The sequence below is a fragment of the Streptomyces sp. NBC_01471 genome, from assembly GCF_041438865.1.
GTDB lineage: Bacteria > Actinomycetota > Actinomycetes > Streptomycetales > Streptomycetaceae > Streptomyces.
Window position 1 is genome coordinate 4,175,001 of the sequence record NZ_CP109450.1, and the last position, 15,768, is coordinate 4,190,768.

12 protein-coding genes and 2 rRNA genes (1 of these 14 cut by a window edge) are annotated in these 15,768 nt (G+C 69.1%); 6 read left to right on the top strand and 8 right to left on the bottom strand.

Going from position 1 to position 15,768, the window contains the following annotated elements; translation table 11 throughout:
• From OG285_RS18390 to OG285_RS18400, 3 genes are all read left to right on the top strand, one after another.
• A 23S ribosomal RNA gene (locus OG285_RS18390) occupies positions 1–1,790 on the top strand; it begins 1,335 nt to the left of the window's first position.
• 79 nt (positions 1,791–1,869) lie between these two features.
• A 5S ribosomal RNA gene (gene rrf, locus OG285_RS18395) occupies positions 1,870–1,986 on the top strand.
• 129 nt (positions 1,987–2,115) lie between these two features.
• Positions 2,116–2,670, top strand: a complete 555-nt coding sequence (locus tag OG285_RS18400) for a GNAT family N-acetyltransferase (RefSeq protein WP_356827436.1) — start codon at positions 2,116–2,118, stop codon at positions 2,668–2,670.
• Here the strand turns inward: OG285_RS18400 and OG285_RS18405 are convergent.
• Positions 2,601–3,548 (bottom strand): hypothetical protein, encoded by a 948-nt coding sequence (locus OG285_RS18405; RefSeq protein WP_371793563.1) that lies wholly within the window; start codon positions 3,546–3,548, stop codon positions 2,601–2,603. The genes OG285_RS18400 and OG285_RS18405 overlap by 70 nt on opposite strands.
• A 5-nt stretch (positions 3,549–3,553) precedes the next feature.
• Positions 3,554–4,198: a papain-like cysteine protease family protein gene (locus OG285_RS18410; RefSeq protein ID WP_371791588.1), complete on the bottom strand. Its 645-nt coding sequence runs from the start codon at positions 4,196–4,198 to the stop codon at positions 3,554–3,556.
• 229 nt (positions 4,199–4,427) lie between these two features.
• Here OG285_RS18410 and OG285_RS18415 point away from each other — a divergent pair, with 229 nt between their 5' ends.
• Positions 4,428–5,402: a hypothetical protein gene (locus OG285_RS18415; protein WP_356827440.1), complete on the top strand. Its 975-nt coding sequence runs from the start codon at positions 4,428–4,430 to the stop codon at positions 5,400–5,402.
• 49 nt (positions 5,403–5,451) lie between these two features.
• Here OG285_RS18415 and OG285_RS18420 read toward each other — a convergent pair whose 3' ends face one another.
• The 6 genes from OG285_RS18420 to OG285_RS18445 form a co-directional block, all read right to left on the bottom strand.
• Positions 5,452–7,176: a type VI secretion protein gene (locus OG285_RS18420; RefSeq protein ID WP_371791589.1), complete on the bottom strand. Its 1,725-nt coding sequence runs from the start codon at positions 7,174–7,176 to the stop codon at positions 5,452–5,454.
• A gap of 1 nt (position 7,177) precedes the next feature.
• On the bottom strand, positions 7,178–8,590 hold the full coding sequence (locus tag OG285_RS18425) for an ATP-binding protein (protein ID WP_356827444.1): 1,413 nt from the start codon (positions 8,588–8,590) through the stop codon (positions 7,178–7,180).
• Between the two features lie 10 nt (positions 8,591–8,600).
• Positions 8,601–10,151, bottom strand: coding sequence for an SCO6880 family protein (locus OG285_RS18430; protein ID WP_356827446.1), 1,551 nt, complete (start codon positions 10,149–10,151; stop codon positions 8,601–8,603).
• On the bottom strand, positions 10,148–11,497 hold the full coding sequence (locus OG285_RS18435; RefSeq protein ID WP_371791590.1) for a hypothetical protein: 1,350 nt from the start codon (positions 11,495–11,497) through the stop codon (positions 10,148–10,150). The genes OG285_RS18430 and OG285_RS18435 overlap by 4 nt, the downstream gene beginning before the upstream one ends.
• A complete protein-coding gene (locus tag OG285_RS18440) occupies positions 11,487–12,344 on the bottom strand; it encodes a hypothetical protein (protein WP_371791591.1) in 858 nt (285 codons plus the stop codon). Before OG285_RS18440 ends, OG285_RS18435 begins: the two co-directional genes overlap by 11 nt.
• A 159-nt stretch (positions 12,345–12,503) precedes the next feature.
• On the bottom strand, positions 12,504–12,812 hold the full coding sequence (locus OG285_RS18445) for a hypothetical protein (RefSeq protein WP_164265700.1): 309 nt from the start codon (positions 12,810–12,812) through the stop codon (positions 12,504–12,506).
• 432 nt (positions 12,813–13,244) lie between these two features.
• Here OG285_RS18445 and OG285_RS18450 point away from each other — a divergent pair, with 432 nt between their 5' ends.
• Both OG285_RS18450 and OG285_RS18455 read left to right on the top strand, forming a co-directional pair.
• Complete coding sequence (locus OG285_RS18450; protein ID WP_371791592.1) at positions 13,245–14,471, top strand: hypothetical protein; 1,227 nt, start codon at positions 13,245–13,247, stop codon at positions 14,469–14,471.
• A gap of 267 nt (positions 14,472–14,738) precedes the next feature.
• Positions 14,739–15,743, top strand: coding sequence for an NlpC/P60 family protein (locus tag OG285_RS18455; RefSeq protein WP_371791593.1), 1,005 nt, complete (start codon positions 14,739–14,741; stop codon positions 15,741–15,743).
• Positions 15,744–15,768: the final 25 nt, after the last annotated feature.

Consider the following 15,768-nt stretch of genomic DNA (forward strand, 5'->3'; position numbering starts at 1 on the left):
CCGCGGAAGCGAGTTGTGGACGGTTCACGAGTGAGAATGCAGGCATGAGTAGCGATACACACGTGAGAAACGTGTGCGCCGATTGACTAAGGGTTCCTGGGTCAAGCTGATCTGCCCAGGGTAAGTCGGGACCTAAGGCGAGGCCGACAGGCGTAGTCGATGGACAACCGGTTGATATTCCGGTACCCGCTTTGAAACGCCCAATACTGAATCCTCTGATGCTAAGGCCGTGAAGCCGTCCTGGAGCCTTCGGGCAAAGGGGAGTGGTGGAGCCGCTGAACCAAGGTGGTAGTAGGTAAGCGATGGGGTGACGCAGGAAGGTAGTCCAGCCCGGGCGGTGGTTGTCCCGGGGTAAGGGTGTAGCCCGTTGTCCAGGTAAATCCGGATGACATGGTGGGTGAGACCTGATGCCGAGCCGATTGTGGTGAAGTGGATGATCCTATGCTGTCGAGAAAAGCCTCTAGCGAGTTTCATGGCGGCCCGTACCCTAAACCGACTCAGGTGGTCAGGTAGAGAATACCGAGGCGTTCGGGTGAACTATGGTTAAGGAACTCGGCAAAATGCCCCCGTAACTTCGGGAGAAGGGGGGCCATTTCTGGTGATCCAATTTACTTGGTGAGCTGGGGGTGGCCGCAGAGACCAGCGAGAAGCGACTGTTTACTAAAAACACAGGTCCGTGCGAAGCCGTAAGGCGATGTATACGGACTGACGCCTGCCCGGTGCTGGAACGTTAAGGGGACCGGTTAGTCACATTTCGGTGTGGCGAAGCTGAGAACTTAAGCGCCAGTAAACGGCGGTGGTAACTATAACCATCCTAAGGTAGCGAAATTCCTTGTCGGGTAAGTTCCGACCTGCACGAATGGCGTAACGACTTCTCGACTGTCTCAACCATAGGCCCGGTGAAATTGCACTACGAGTAAAGATGCTCGTTTCGCGCAGAAGGACGGAAAGACCCCGGGACCTTTACTACAGTTTGATATTGGTGTTCGGTTCGGCTTGTGTAGGATAGGTGGGAGACTGTGAAGCGGCCACGCCAGTGGTTGTGGAGTCGTCGTTGAAATACCACTCTGGTCGTGCTGGATGTCTAACCTCGGTCCGTGATCCGGATCAGGGACAGTGTCTGATGGGTAGTTTAACTGGGGCGGTTGCCTCCTAAAGAGTAACGGAGGCGCCCAAAGGTTCCCTCAGCCTGGTTGGCAATCAGGTGTTGAGTGTAAGTGCACAAGGGAGCTTGACTGTGAGACCGACGGGTCGAGCAGGGACGAAAGTCGGGACTAGTGATCCGGCAGTGGCTTGTGGAAGCGCTGTCGCTCAACGGATAAAAGGTACCCCGGGGATAACAGGCTGATCTTCCCCAAGAGTCCATATCGACGGGATGGTTTGGCACCTCGATGTCGGCTCGTCGCATCCTGGGGCTGGAGTCGGTCCCAAGGGTTGGGCTGTTCGCCCATTAAAGCGGTACGCGAGCTGGGTTTAGAACGTCGTGAGACAGTTCGGTCCCTATCCTCTGCGCGCGTAGGAATATTGAGAAGGGCTGTCCCTAGTACGAGAGGACCGGGACGGACGAACCTCTGGTGTGCCAGTTGTCCTGCCAAGGGCATGGCTGGTTGGCTACGTTCGGAAAGGATAACCGCTGAAAGCATCTAAGCGGGAAGCCTGCTTCGAGATGAGTATTCCCTCCCCCTTTGAGGGGTTAAGGCTCCCAGTAGACGACTGGGTTGATAGGCCAGATGTGGAAGCCCGGTAACGGGTGGAGCTGACTGGTACTAATAGGCCGAGGGCTTGTCCTCAGTTGCTCGCGTCCACTGTGTTAGTTCTGAAATAACGAACGACCGTGTTGTTATCCGGTGTTGGTTAATTTCATAGTGTTTCGGTGGTCATTGCGTTAGGGAAACGCCCGGTTACATTCCGAACCCGGAAGCTAAGCCTTTCAGCGCCGATGGTACTGCAGGGGGGACCCTGTGGGAGAGTAGGACGCCGCCGAACAATTTTTAGCCTCAGCCCCGGACCGTTATGGTCCGAGGCTGAGGCATTTTTGCGTCCACATGCAGTTCACATGTCTACGTACTTCAAATCCGTGTGCGGTCCCGTGGGGCCGTCTGGCAGGATCCCGGCATGGATGACGTCATACGACCTGTGCGGGCTGATGAGTGGCGCAAGGTCAAGGAGCTGAGGCTGACCGCCCTCCAGGACCCCGCAGCACCCATTGCCTATCTCGAAACCCATGAAGCGGCCATCGCCCGCCCCGATTCCTTCTGGCAGGACCGGGCGGCCGGGGCCTCGCACGGGGGCGCTGCCCGGCAGTTCATCGCGGAGGGCCCCGACGGGGCGTGGTCCGGCACGGTGGTCGTGCTGGTCGAGCCCGTCGGGGCCGAGGGGATCTTCGGCGAGGTGAACTCCGTACCGCAGGCGCATCTGGTCGGTGTGTATGTACGGCCCGAGTCCCGTGGAGTGGGTCTCACCCAGGAGCTCTTCCGATCGGCGATGGAGTGGGCCTGGTCGCTGGAGGAACCGCGGGTCGAGCGGGTGCGGCTCTTCGTGCACCAGGCCAATGACCGGGCTGCCGGCTTCTACCGCAAGATCGGTTTCGTACCGACCGGTTATTCGGTCCCGACCCCCGGTGACGCAGCGGCGCGCGAGCTGGAGATGGCGGTCGGCCGGCCGGTGTGACGGGCAGTGCGGCGTACGAACAGGGCACCGAGGCCCAGCACCAGTGCTCCCGCCCCGCCTGCCCACAGCGCCGTCCCGGCCGAGAGGGGCGTCGATGCGGCTGACCCGGCCGCCGTGGTCGTGGGGGCCGCGGTGCGGTGAGTGCCGGTGCTGTCGGCATAGCCGCCCGCCTCGCCCTTCTTCGCGTACGCAGAGCCGGGCAGCTTGTCACCGTAGGCCTGGTGCACCCGGTGCTGGTAGGCGGCCAGCGTCGTTCCGTCTGCGCCGACCGCCCGTACGGCCTCGGCGTCCAGGGGGAGGATCCGGGTCCCCTTCATGACGTACCAGGCGTTGATCTGCGGCTCGCGGAAGACGGTGCCGCCGGGCAGCTTCTCGGCGCCCCGGCTCGCGTAGCGCGTCTCGTCGTCGCCGGTGGCGATGTTCACCACCTGCCAGGACGACCCCTGCGGCGCCGTCCACACCGATGCTTTCCGGCCGTCGGCGGCGACCGCGGTACTGGCCAGGAAGTCCAGCCGGGCGACCGGGGCACCGGAGCGGGCTGCGACGAAGTCCGGGGAGAGTGTGTAGACCGGCACGGTCTGGCCCTTGATCCGCGGGGCCGGGCCGGAGGCTGCTGCTGTCGGCGGGTGGGTGCCGGAGCTGGCGAAGAAGCGCGCCAGGGTGGTGAGCGTGGCGGGAGCTGTCGCTGCCCGCTGTGCCGCGCTGCGGCCGGCCGCGGAGTCGGTGAGGTGCGCGGTGGGCGCGGCGGGGTCAGTGGAGTGGTCGGCTGCGGAGGCGTTCGGGGCGAGGGCGAGTACCGCTGTGACCGCTGCCCCGGCGAGGACCGCGCGCAGGACGGCTCGATGGTGCGGAGCGGGGTGCGTGTGGCGTCTCTGCATGGTGGTCACGCCCCGATCCGGTAGAGCGAGTGGGTCCAGGAGAACTCGTTGTTGCTGACGTACCAGTCGTGGGCCGCCCAGTTGTAGCGGTTGTCCGAGGGCCACGGGTCACCCCAGTAGACCCAGTCGCTGGCGGTGTCGTAGCCGTAGATCACGTTCATGTGCCCGCCGCCGCTCGACCACTGGATGCGGTCCGCGATCGGGCGGCCGGCGTTTATCTCGGTCTGCACGGTGGAGTACTGGAGCCAGCCGGTGACGTACGAACCCGGGCTGATACCGGCCCAGTCGAGGCCGTCCTGGACGTTGGCGAGGGTGGCCTGGTCGTTGGGGCAGTTGCCGTTCTGGCTGCGGCCGAAGGCGGCGTTGCAGAACTGGTTCTGGCTGTAGTCGCGTCCGTACCAGCCGGCGACGGTGTTTCCGCTCGCAGCCCAGCACCAGTTGGTCTGCTGCTGCTCCTGCATGGTGATGTCGAGGCGTTTGGCTCCCGGCGCCGCCGCCGTGGCGGGTCTGGCGGTGACGGTGCTGCCGGCCACGGCAGCGGGGGTGGTTGCGACGGGGGTGGCTGCCGCTGCTGTGGCGGTGGGCAGGGCGAACAGGGCCGCCGCTGTGCCGAGGGCGGCCAGGGTCAGCCGTCTCCTGTGGGTGCGCATCGCGTTCCTCCCGGGGTGGGGGTGGATTGGAGGAGTGCGTCCGGACGCTGTGGTGAGCATCGGGTGTTGTTGCGTGCGGGTCAACGCGGTTGAATACGCGGGGGCACGGCACTGTGAACGGCGCGTGGCCGGTTGTGAACGGCCCCCCTCGCCACCTGCACGGCCGGCTTCGTCCGCTGCGCTGTTCCACCGGCCGCCGTGAATGTTCACCGGAACCGGAGGGGTGCTGATGGAACGGATCACCGGGCCGGATCCGCTGTCCGCCGGGACCGAACTCGCCCGGGCTCTGCACACCGGGCCCTTCCACCTCGCGCTGCGTACGGCCTTCGCCGTAAGGGGACTGCCGCTGCACCGGGTGCGGCACCATCTGGCGAACCGGGGGATCAAGGTCGGTGTGACGAGCCTCAGTTACTGGCAGCAGGGGGTGCGACGGCCCCGGCGGGCCGAGTCGCTGCGAGCGGTGAGTGCGCTGGAGGAGGTACTGCGGCTGCCTCCCGGCTCACTGGTGCGGCTGCTCGCGGACGGGGACGGGGGGCTTGCGGGGGGCGGTGGTGCGCGCGGGGCCGGTGAGCGGCCCGCCGGACGCCCGTACCGTTCGCTGGTGGCGGGTGCGGCCGTGCTTGAGGGGCTGCTCGCCGAGATGGAGAGTCCGGCGGACGGTGGGCTGCACACGGTGGGCCACCACGAGTCCGTGCGGATCGGGGCGGACCGGCGCCTCGTCGGCCGCTCGTCGCAGCATGTCGTCCGCGCGCACCGCGACGGGGTCGACCGCTATGTGGCCATCCACCACGGGGATCCCGGCTGCGATCCCGGGCGGGTCGAGGTCCTGGCCGGGGAGAACTGCCGTACCGGGCGGGTGCGGTGGGAGCGGGAGACCGGGGTGGTCGTCGCGGAGCTGCTGTTCGACGCCCGGCTGCGGGCGGGGGAGACGTATGTCTTCGGGTACGGGTTCGAGGACGGCACCGGCGGGCCGAGCAGTGAGTACGTGCGCGGATTCAGCTTCGCCGGTGGGCAGTACGTCCTGCAGGTCCGCTTCGACGAGCACGCGCTCCCGGTACGGTGCCGGCGCTTCGCGCAGGCCACGGCGGGGACGGCACGGGGCGCCCGCCGGGATCTGACGCTCAGCGGTCTGTACCGGTCGGTCCACACCGTGGAGCAGGAGGTACGGCCGGGGCGGGTGGGAATCGACTGGGACTGGGAGTAGCGGCTGCCGTACGGGACGGGGTGGGGCTTTGGCTGCCCCGGCGGCGCCGTCAGAAGGGGGCGGCGTCGGGGAGTTCCTGGTGCGGCCAGCGGGCGCGTGCCTGTTCGCGGGAGCGGAGCAGCGCCAGCGGGTGCAGGCCCTGCTCCTGACCGGTTGCCAGCAGCTTCGGCAGCTGCGGGAGCGGGGCCACGGCGGCGATGTCGTCCAGGACGAGCGTCATTGGTGGGTCGAGCCGACCGTCAGTTGACCGTGCGGCCAAGCGGCGGCCGTGCTCGACCACGCTGGAGGCGAGTGCGGTGAGCAACGGCATGGCGCCGGGGCGCGTACGCGGGTCCTCGATTGCTTCACCCACCACATAGAGAGTGCCCCCCTCGTGGATGAATGATTCCAGTGTGACCGTATCGGTTCGGTTCGGCGTGCAGGCTTCGCGGATGTGGACCGAGGAGAGCGCAGTCAGCGCACGTACTGTCAGCTCCTGTGCCACATCGCGGCGTTCGGCGTGTGCGGTGAGGGCGCTCTCCAGGAGGCCCGCCGTTCCTGAGCTCGCTCTGGGGTGGGTGCGGAGGATGCGTACCGGCTCATGGGCCTGACCGGCGCCCTGGGCCCAGCGGTGGACCTGCCGGAACGGGCGGCCGTCCACGGCTGCGGCATGCAGCCAGCAGCGCAGGAGCGTCTCGGCGGTGTCGGCCATGGTGGTGTCGATGCGGGCGGCCGGACGGACCGGTGCGAGCAGCGCGACGGCCCGGGCGGCCGCGGTGTCGGCGTCCTCGCAGCCGCTGGTGGGGGACCAGTGGAGGCGGGCGGGGGTGTCGCAGAGGTGGCCGGGGTCGTAGACGAGTACGGGGCCGAGCTTGGCCCGGGCGTCCTTCGTCTCCGACCAGACGGCGGGTGAGGAGGTGACGACGAGCGCGGGGCCCGCCGCGTCGCTCACGGCCCGGACCGCGGCGGCCCTGCGGACCGGTGCGGGTCCGAAGTGGAGCAGGGGTACCGGGAGGAGGGCTTCGGCGGCGGCCGGGACGGGGGCGATCGGGTCGGGTGCGGCTGTGGCGGCCGGGGGTGGTGCGGGTGCGGCGGCACCGGCGAGGAGCCCGTGGTGCCCTAGCTGTTCGGGTTGCCCAGGCGGCTCGGGTTGTCCGGCCTGCTCGAACAGTACGGTGTCGCGGGGCTCGTGCGGTGCGTACGGCTCGTGCGGTGCGTACGGCTCCTGTGGTGCGGGTGGTTCTGCCGTGCTGCGTTCCGGTGACCTCGGGGGTGCGACGCGTGGTGTGCCGGTGGGCTCCGGGCTGGTGCCGGTGCGGTCGTCCGGCGCCTTTCCGTACCTCCGGGCGCTGCGTACCGCGCGCCAGCGGGTCACCGTGCCCAGGACGAACACGGTCAGCACCAGCAGGATCAGGACTTCGCTGATGAGCAGGCCCCAGAACAGCCCGTACCCCGAGAGCCCGCCCGGCGGGGTGTCCGGCCAGGCCGCGGCGAGATCGTGCGGGGACGCGGCCAGTTCGCGCATGGCCACCGGGGTGTGCGAGATGGTCACGCCGTCCGGCCAGGCGCCGTGGGCGAACAGCGCGGCGAGGCCGGTCGCCAGCCAGACCAGGAAGGTCAGGCCGAGCAGGAAGACGATCAGCGCGAGCAGCAGGCCGTCCGGGATTCCGCGTGACGGTGACGGCGACGGTGGTTGGGACGGTGACGGTGGCTGGGACGGCTGCCGGTGCGGCGGTTGGCGCCGGTTGTGGTGCTCGTGCGGCTGGGGGAGCCCGTGGTGCGGGGTGTCGCGCATGTCAGGCCACCGTCGACTCTGAGGACTCGTTCAGCTGCCGCTCGATCCTGGCCGCCCTTTCCTCCGCCTCCGTCTCCAGCTGGAGGGTCAGCGCGTCGTCCGCGTCGGGGGTCGACGACTCGGTCATCGCGCGGTCGGTGAAGACCAGCGGGCGTTCGGCCTCGGTGATCAGGTGTTTGACGACCTGGACATTGCCGTTCACGTCCCAGACCGCGATGCCCGGGGTCAGGGTCGGGATGATCTCGACGGCCCAGCGCGGCAGGCCCAGGACGCGGCCCGTCGCCCGGGCCTCGTCTGCCTTCTGGGCGTAGATCGTCCGGGTCGATGCCATCTTCAGGATGGCCGCGGCCTCCCGGGCGGCTGCCCCGTCCACCACGTCCGAGAGGTGGTGGACCACCGCCACGAACGACAGGCCGAGCCGTCGCCCGAACTTCAGCAGGCGCTGGAAGAGCTGCGCCACGAAGGGGCTGTTGATGATGTGCCAGGCCTCTTCCACCAGGAAGATGCGCTTCTTGCGGTCCGGGCGGATCCAGGTGTGTTCCAGCCAGACACCGACGATCGCCATCAGGATGGGCATGGCGATGGAGTTGCGGTCGATGTGCGACAGGTCGAAGACGATGAGCGGGGCGTCCAGGTCGATGCCGACCGAGGTGGGTCCGTCGAACATGCCGCGCAGGTCGCCGTCCACCAGGCGGTCCAGGACAAGGGCGACGTCCAGGCCCCAGGCCCGTACATCGTCTATACCGACGTTCATCGCCTCCGCCGACTCCGGTTCGGGGTGGCGGAGCTGTTCGACGATGTCGGTGAGTACGGGCTGGCGGTCGGTGATCGTCTCGTTGACGTAGGCGTGCGCCACCTTGAGGGCGAAGCCGGAGCGTTCGTCCAGGCCGTGGCCCATGGCGACTTCGATGATCGTACGGAGCAGGGCCAGCTGGCCCGTGGTGGCGATGGCCGGATCCAGCGGGTTGAGCCGGATGCCGTGGTCGAGCGCGGCCATCGCGTCCAGCCGGATGGGGGTTATACCCAGCTGCTGGGCGATGAGGGCCCATTCACCTGCGCCGTCCTCGCCCTGGGCGTCCAGGACCACCACTTGGCGGTCCTTGAAGCGCAGCTGGCGCAGGACGTAGGTCTTCTCCAGGGAGGACTTGCCGTTGCCGGATTCGCCGAGCACCAGCCAGTGCGGGGCGGGCAGCTGCTGTCCGTACAGCTGGAAGGGGTCGTAGATGTACCCCTTGCCCGAGTAGACCTCGCGGCCGATGATCACGCCGGAGTCGCCGAGGCCGGGGGCTGCGGTCGGCAGGTAGACCGCCTGGGCCTGGCCCGTCGACGTACGGACCGGGAGGCGGGTCGTCTCGACCTTGCCGAAGAGGAACGCGGAGAAGGCGTCGGTGACGGCTGACATCGGATCTCGCATCACAGGTCCCCTATCGGCGGATGCCGGTCGCGAACGGCAGCGTATTCACAAAGGCCCGGTGGTGCTCGCGGTCGCACCATTCGAGCTTGAGATACGACTTGCCGGCCGATGCGCGGATGGTCCGCTTGTCGCGGGCCAGTGCTTCGGGTGAGCGGGACGAGACCGTGATGTACCCGACCAGGTTGACGCCGGCCGCCCCGCTGGCGAGGTCCTCGCCGCGCTGGTCGAGGCGGCCGTGGGTGGCGACGTCGCGCGGGTCGACGGTCCGGTTCATCTTGGCGGCGCGGGAGGCCTCGGCCTCGTCGTTGGTCTTCTCGGTGAGCATGCGCTCGATGGCGACCTCGGTCGGTTCGAGGTCCATGCAGACCGCGACCGTTCGGATGACGTCCGGGGTGTGGACGAGCAGCGGGGCGAGGAAGTTGACGCCGACGGGGGTCATCGGCCACTCCTTCACCCAGGCCGTGGCGTGGCACCAGGGCGCGCGGGTGGAGGACTCGCGGGTCTTGGCCTGGAGGTAGGTGGGCTCCATGGCGTCGAGCTCGGCGGGCCAGGCGTTGCGCTTCGTCATCGCCTGGATGTGGTCGATGGGGTGGTCCGGGTCGTACATGGAGTGCACGAGCGAGGAGAGCCGTCCCTGGCCGAGGGGCTGGCGTACCCGGATGTCGGCCTCGGCGAGGCGGGCGCAGATGTCGGTGAGCTCGCGGGCCATGACGACCGCGAGGCCGGCGTCCTTGTCGAGCCTGCGGCCGGCGGCGGGCCGGGCGGCGCGGGCCATGGCGTGGGCTTCGGACGCCAGTTCGCGCGTGAAGTGCATACAGGCCACCAGGTACGCGCGGTGCTGCTCGCTGGAGGTGGAGACCATGGAGGCGAGTTGGTCGTACGAGTCCTGGAGCCAGCCGGGGGCGCGGGGGTCGCCGCGCTGGGCGACGTCCTTGGCGTGCGCGTCCGGGTCGGCGGGGAGGGTGCGGGCGAGGATCTGCAGGCGGGTGACGAATCCGTCGCCGTTGGCCACGTGCTTGAGCAGGGTGCCGAACCGGTCCACCAGCGCTTCCTGGTCCTCCGAGTCGCGCAGGCCGACGCCGGGGCCCTCGATCTCGATGGCGGCGGTCACGGTGCGCCGGTCGGCGTGCAGGAGTACGGCGATCTCGTCGGGGCCGAAGGGGGCCGCCAGCCAGTTGATCCGGCCGATACCGGGGGGCGGGCCGATCTCGACCTCGCGGCCGTCGAGTGCGATGCCCGCTTCCATGGTGGGGGAGCGGTAGGCGGTGCCGCGGCGCAGGGAGCGCTTGTAGCTGCGGTTGATCTCGAACCACTTGTAGAACGTGCGGTGCTTGTACGGGACGTACACCGCGGCGAGTGCCAGCATCGGGAAGCCGGTCAGCGTCACGATGCGCAGGGGCAGGACGGGGACGAGGAGCCCGCACATCATGCCGACGAAGGCGCCCGCGATGATCAGTGCGATCTCGCCCGTCTCGCGGTTCTTGCCGACGATCGCCGATGGCCGGGCGCGGCCGATCAGATACGTGCGGCGGGGCGCGACCGGCTGGGACTGGGTCGTCAACGCCCTCCTCCTCCTGTGCCGTTGTTGCGTGTGCTGTGCGTTCCGGTGCTGCTGGGCTTGTTACGGGGCGGGGACGCGGCGTTGGGGATCTTTCCGCCGGTTCCGCCGCCGCCCTGGCCGCCCTGTCCTCCGGAGCCGCCGCGGGTGCTGTGGGCCGCCACGCCTCCGGAGACGGGGTTGGCGGGGCGCCCGCCGCCGCCTCCCCCGCTCCCGCTGTCGTTTCCGCCCCCGCCCCCACCGCGGCTGCTGTGGGTCTTGATGCCCTGGGACACGAGCGCGGCGGGTGAGCTGATCATGGCGGCGGCCTGGGCGCCGTCGGTCGCGGACTTGCGGTTGGTGCGGGAGGCGGCGACCTCGTCGCCGAAGCCGGGGACGAAGCGGTAGATCATGCCGCTGGCGAAGATGGCGAGCAGGATGATCGCAAGGCCGGAGACGACGGCGGAGAAGGAGTCGGGGCCCTTGCCGGAGGAGAGCGCGCCGGCCAGGCCGAGCACGATCACGATGACCGGTTTGATCATGATCACCGCGATCATGATCCCGGCCCAGCGGCGGACGTGGCCCCACATGTTCTTGTCGACGAGGCCCGCGTAGACGACGGTGCCGAGCAGGGCGCCCGCGTACAGGAGGGCGGCCCGGATGACGAGTTCGAGCCAGAGGACACCGGCGGCGAGGATCGACACGAGCGAGGTGACGATCAGCATGATCGGGCCGCCGCCGATGTCGGAGCCCTTCTTGAGGGCCTCGGCGAAGGCTCCGAAGAACACGTCGTTCTTGCCGCCGGTGGCTGATGCGATGACCTCGGTGACGCTGTCGGTGGCCGAGACCAGTGTGTAGAGGATCAGCGGGGTGAAGGCGGAGGCGATGACGGTCAGCCAGAGGAAGCCGATGGCCTCGGAGAGCGCGGTGGTGAGGGGGACGCCGCGCACGGCGCGCTTGGCCACGGCGAGGAGCCAGAGGACGAGCGTGAGGATGGTGGAGGCGGCGAAGACGACGGCGTACTGGCGCAGGAAGGAGCTGTTGGTGAAGTCGACGTTGGCCGTGCCCTTCACCGCGTCGGAGAGCTTGCCGACGATCCAGGCGGCGGCGTCGGCGCAGCCCTTGGCGAGGGAGGAGAGGGGGTCGAGGGAGTCGGCCGGGGGGGTGTTGCTGGTGTTCGCGCCGGTGCCTGCGTCGCCTTCGCAGATGTCGTGGGCGCGGCCGCGGATCAGGTCGCAGGCGCCGTTGCTCGGGCTCGGAGTCGGTGACGGCGCGGCGGCGGCACGGGTCGCCAGCAGGACGGCGGCAGTCTGTGCGGCTGTCACCACGGACGCCAGTGAGAGGGCGCGGCGGGAGTGCTTACCTGGCATACGTGAACCCTCCGAACTGTTTCACGGCGTCCGCCATGTCCTTGGCGCTGGAAGCGGTCTGGTCACGGCCGACAGGCACCGGACCGTCCTTCTGACTGGAGCCCGTGACTCTCCAGTCGCCATTGACCCACTTCAGCTCGAAGGTGTTCGTGTACCAGCTCTCGGATACGGGGTTGGTCGAGCCTTGGCCCGCCAGTCCGAACAGAGAGGAGTACCAGACCGAGACGCTGGCTGTGTCCGCCGCCACCTTGACGGCCTTGGTGCCGACGGGGGCGGTGCGGGAGACGAAGGTCATGCCCGCGGGAGCCGAGCCGTCTGCCTTGAGCCCGATGCTCGCGAGGAACTTCCGGCCCGAGTAGACCTTGTCGAGATCGCTCAGCTGGGCGGAGGCCACGTCGGGCGCGTACACCGCGTTCACGATGCTGTGACGGGTGTCCTTCTTGAACATGCCGTCGGAGCCCAGTGCCACCGCATAGTTCGCCGCCGCGCTCTGTGCCCCCTGGCCGGTGTGGGGAAAGCCCGAGGCGATGCCGCTGGTGCTTCCCGTGACCGGTTTGACGCCGGAGGCGGCTGTCGCGTTCGAGCCCGGCTTCGCCGCTCCGTTGCTGTCCGCCGACGAGTCGCTGCCACTTCCGTTGCCGCGGTTGGCGAAGGCGATGGCGGCGATGAGCAGCACCACGACGCCCACGACCGTGATGAGGGAGCGCGAGGTGCGTACGGGTCGTCTGCCGCCGCCGTACGGGTCGCCCTCGCCCTCGGGCAGGCGTGTACGGGTCTGGCCCGAGCCGCCCATGCCGTCGGAGCGGCCCGCGTCGCTGCCGTAGTTGTTCTCGTCTCCGAGACTCATGCCGCGGACGCCCCCTCAACCGTTTGCCGTGTCGTCGTGCAGTACGACGGTAACTGTGCTGGCTCCCGCGCGGGCGGGGTGTGGTGACTCGACATCAGGGATGCGCAACCTCTGGGTGGGCCGGGCACGCCCGGGGACTGCGGGACGGATGATGCGGGGTCAGACGGCCATCCCGTACACGATGGTGAAGACGGTTCCCAGTGAGCCGATGATGAAGACGCCGGTGAGTCCGGCGACGATCAGGCCCTTGCCCTGTTCCGCGCTGAAGGTGTCCCGCAGTGCGGTGGCGCCGATACGCTGCTTGGCCGCACCCCAGATCGCGATGCCGAGGCAGAGCAGGATGGCGACGGCCATCACGACCTCGACCATGATCCGTGCCTCGTTGCCGAGGCTGCCGAACGGCCCCCAGTTGGGGGCGATTCCGCCGATGATGGTGCTGATGTCGCCCTTGTCGGCTGCCAGGTTCATGTAACTCACCGCCCCTATCGGGTAGTTCGTGCCCATGCTCCGGTGCACGGGTCACGCCCTATCTTCGCTGATGAAACCGCCCCCGTGTGTAACCCGGCGGCTCTCTTTACGCACATGCCCGCACATTTGTCCGAACATGCTGCTCTGACCTGCGGTGCGGACGCGGTTTCGGTCGAACATGCATGGTTACTCTGTGTATCACGGGGGGTGACGCCGGGCAATGACGCCGCTGCGGTGGAGGGCGGCGTCCTGTTTCCGCCGGATTCGAACGGCGGGCGTGTTCCGTCCCGTTCTTCGGCCGTGCGGGTGCAGGCGTCCCGTTCGGGCCGTGTGCCTCGCACCGTGCTGTGCGGGGGTGTGCTGAGGTGCCCGCGGGGCTGTCCCGCTGACCGGTCCGGCGGCCCTGTCACCGCGAGACTCGGAGGACATCCCATGGCTGAGCAGTCCCGGCGCACCTTTCTCAGGCAGGTTTCCGCGGGCGGCGCGGTAGCGGGTGCCGCCGCCCTGGTGCCCGCGCTGCTGAGCCGGGCGGGCGGGGCCGCGTCCCCCCGGCCGGCCCCGTCCGTCCGCCCCGTCCCGCACGCCGGGCCCGCCAGGACCGCGGCCCACCGGTTCGCCGCTCCCGGTGTGCGGTACGCGGTCCGGGTCAACATGCCCGCCGCGACCGTGCGTCAGCTGACTGCCGCCGGCCACCGGCTGCTGATGTTCAAGGCCGTGCAGAGCGAGCAGAGCACCGGGGGGCTGCCCGTCCTGTGGAGTTCCACGAGCACCTACACGACCCGGACCGAACTGGCCTGGACCGAGCAGTACTACGCCTTCGTCACGGCCGGTGAGACTCCGGCCGGTGCCCGGCTCGCCGGGGTGGACCTCACCCGGGTCGCGCCGGGGCAGACCCTCGATGTCGGCCCGGGGGCACGCGGCACGGTCATCGGCGGGGGGACGCCCGGGGCGGTCACCATCTCGGACACCACCGCGATTCCGCTCTCGTGCGGTCTGGCGCAGCCCGCTCCGGAGGGGGGCGCCCCCGTGCCGGTCTGTTCGCTGCCGCTGGCCGGACAGGGTCAGAACGTCGTCTTCCCGATCGGGCAGGTGGTTCTGGCCTTCGCGGCCGACGCCCCGGCGCCGGGGTCGGTGGTGGAGTCGGCTCCCGGGCCCGCGGTCCAGGTCGACCTGGACCGGATGAGCCCGGCCGACCTGTCGTACGACGTCGACTCCGGCTGGTCCTGGGACGGCGACTTCGCCGCGGTGGTCCCGGGCGGCGGGTTCGTCCCCGCGCTCGTCCACCCCGCGCCGGGCGGCCGGCTGGGCGGTGGTGCGGGCAGCGGCACGCGGGTCAGCGGCATCACGGTGCGGGCGGTGCGGGAGCCCGGATCCGCGGGCGCCGAACCGGAGTCCGCTGCCGGTGGGGCCGCGGCCGGTCCCCTGGCCGCAGCCGCCGGCACCGGCACCGAGACCGGTACGACGATCACCTGCTCACTGGACCGGGACAGCCGCGTCGTCCTGCACGGGACGTACCTCGTCGAGTACCGGCGGCCCGGCCGGAGCCGCGGCCGTACGGACAGCGAGCGGTCGCTGGTCAGGTGCACCTCCGTGCCTGCCGTGCGCGGGGGCGCGTACACCTTCAAGAAGCTGCGGCAGGGCGGCGCGGGCGGCCGCTGACGGGGCGGCAGTGCGGCCAACGCCCCTTGATTGGCGCCGGGTCGGCTGAAACAGTGGGCCCGGTGGACGCACTCGGACCTCACGGGCGGTGCGCGGTGCGTACACCGCCAACCTGATCGACGCCTCGCCGGCCGCGCCTCCCACCTGGCCGGCGAGCGCGGAGGGGCCGGGCCCGGTGGCGGAGAAGGGGACTACGCCTGCATCACATGTTCGGGCTTCCGAGTGAAGTGGGCGGTGAACCGGGCCCGAATGGGGGATGGTTGAGGGATGCGCAAAGTCTTGGTCATGGGCGGGATCGGGGTCGGGACGAGCCTGGGCTTCATCGGCCTGCTCGTGGTCGGTACGTACTCCGCCGCGGCCGGAATCGGCAGCACCGGTTCCACTGTCGCGCTGGCCAAGGGCGCCGTGCCGGCCGCCTATCAGGCGACCGTGCAGAAGTGGGGCAACCTCTGCCCCGCGCTCAACCCCGCGCTGCTCGCCGCCCAGTTGTACCAGGAGAGCGGCTGGAACCCGACGGCCAAGAGCCCGGCGAACGCGCAGGGGATGGCCCAGTTCATCCCCGGCACCTGGGCGACGCACGGTGTCGACGGGAACGGCGACGGCAAGAAGGACATCTGGGATCCGGCCGACGCGATCCCGTCAGCCGCGTCGTACGACTGCGAACTGGCCAAATACGTGAAGAACGTGCCGGGCGACCAGAGCGACAACATGCTCGCCGCGTACAACGCGGGGTCGTACGCCGTCATCCAGCACGGCGGGGTCCCGCCGTACCGGGAGACCCAGAACTACGTCAAGGTCATCCGCACCCTGGAGAAGAGTTTCGCCAGGCCGGTCAACGGGGTGGCTCCCTCGCAGCAGGCGGCCGCGGCCATCTACTACGCGCAGCAGAAGCTCGGCACGCCGTACCTCTGGGGCGGGACCGGCACCGCGGGGCAGGGCGGGCGGTTCGACTGCTCGGGGCTGACGCAGGCCGCGTACCGCAGTGTCGGGATCACGCTGCCCCGGGTGGCCAACGACCAGTACAACGCCGGGGAGCATCCGTCGCGCGATCAGCTGCTGCCGGGGGACCTGGTGTTCTTCTCGAACGACCTCTCCAACTCCCGTGCCATTCACCACGTGGGGCTGTACGTGGGCGGCGGCTACATGATCGACGCGCCGTACACCGGGTCGGTGATCCGCTTCGACAAGATCGACTCGCCCGACTACTTCGGGGCCACGCGCGTCACTCAGGATGGCGCGAAATCACTCCCCAAAAACCCCTCGAAAGCCTGAGACACTGCGTCGCCTGGCTTGAACC

Coding starts and splice junctions, on each gene's coding strand:
- OG285_RS18440 (WP_371791591.1), bottom strand. CDS start 12,344: ATGAGTCTCGGAGACGAGAACAACTACGGCAGCGACGCGGGCCGCTCC.
- OG285_RS18435 (WP_371791590.1), bottom strand. CDS start 11,497: ATGCCAGGTAAGCACTCCCGCCGCGCCCTCTCACTGGCGTCCGTGGTG.
- OG285_RS18455 (WP_371791593.1), top strand. CDS start 14,739: ATGCGCAAAGTCTTGGTCATGGGCGGGATCGGGGTCGGGACGAGCCTG.
- OG285_RS18410 (WP_371791588.1), bottom strand. CDS start 4,198: ATGCGCACCCACAGGAGACGGCTGACCCTGGCCGCCCTCGGCACAGCG.
- OG285_RS18445 (WP_164265700.1), bottom strand. CDS start 12,812: ATGAACCTGGCAGCCGACAAGGGCGACATCAGCACCATCATCGGCGGA.
- OG285_RS18405 (WP_371793563.1), bottom strand. CDS start 3,548: ATGCAGAGACGCCACACGCACCCCGCTCCGCACCATCGAGCCGTCCTG.
- OG285_RS18420 (WP_371791589.1), bottom strand. CDS start 7,176: ATGCGCGACACCCCGCACCACGGGCTCCCCCAGCCGCACGAGCACCAC.
- OG285_RS18400 (WP_356827436.1), top strand. CDS start 2,116: ATGGATGACGTCATACGACCTGTGCGGGCTGATGAGTGGCGCAAGGTC.
- OG285_RS18415 (WP_356827440.1), top strand. CDS start 4,428: ATGGAACGGATCACCGGGCCGGATCCGCTGTCCGCCGGGACCGAACTC.
- OG285_RS18450 (WP_371791592.1), top strand. CDS start 13,245: ATGGCTGAGCAGTCCCGGCGCACCTTTCTCAGGCAGGTTTCCGCGGGC.
- OG285_RS18425 (WP_356827444.1), bottom strand. CDS start 8,590: ATGCGAGATCCGATGTCAGCCGTCACCGACGCCTTCTCCGCGTTCCTC.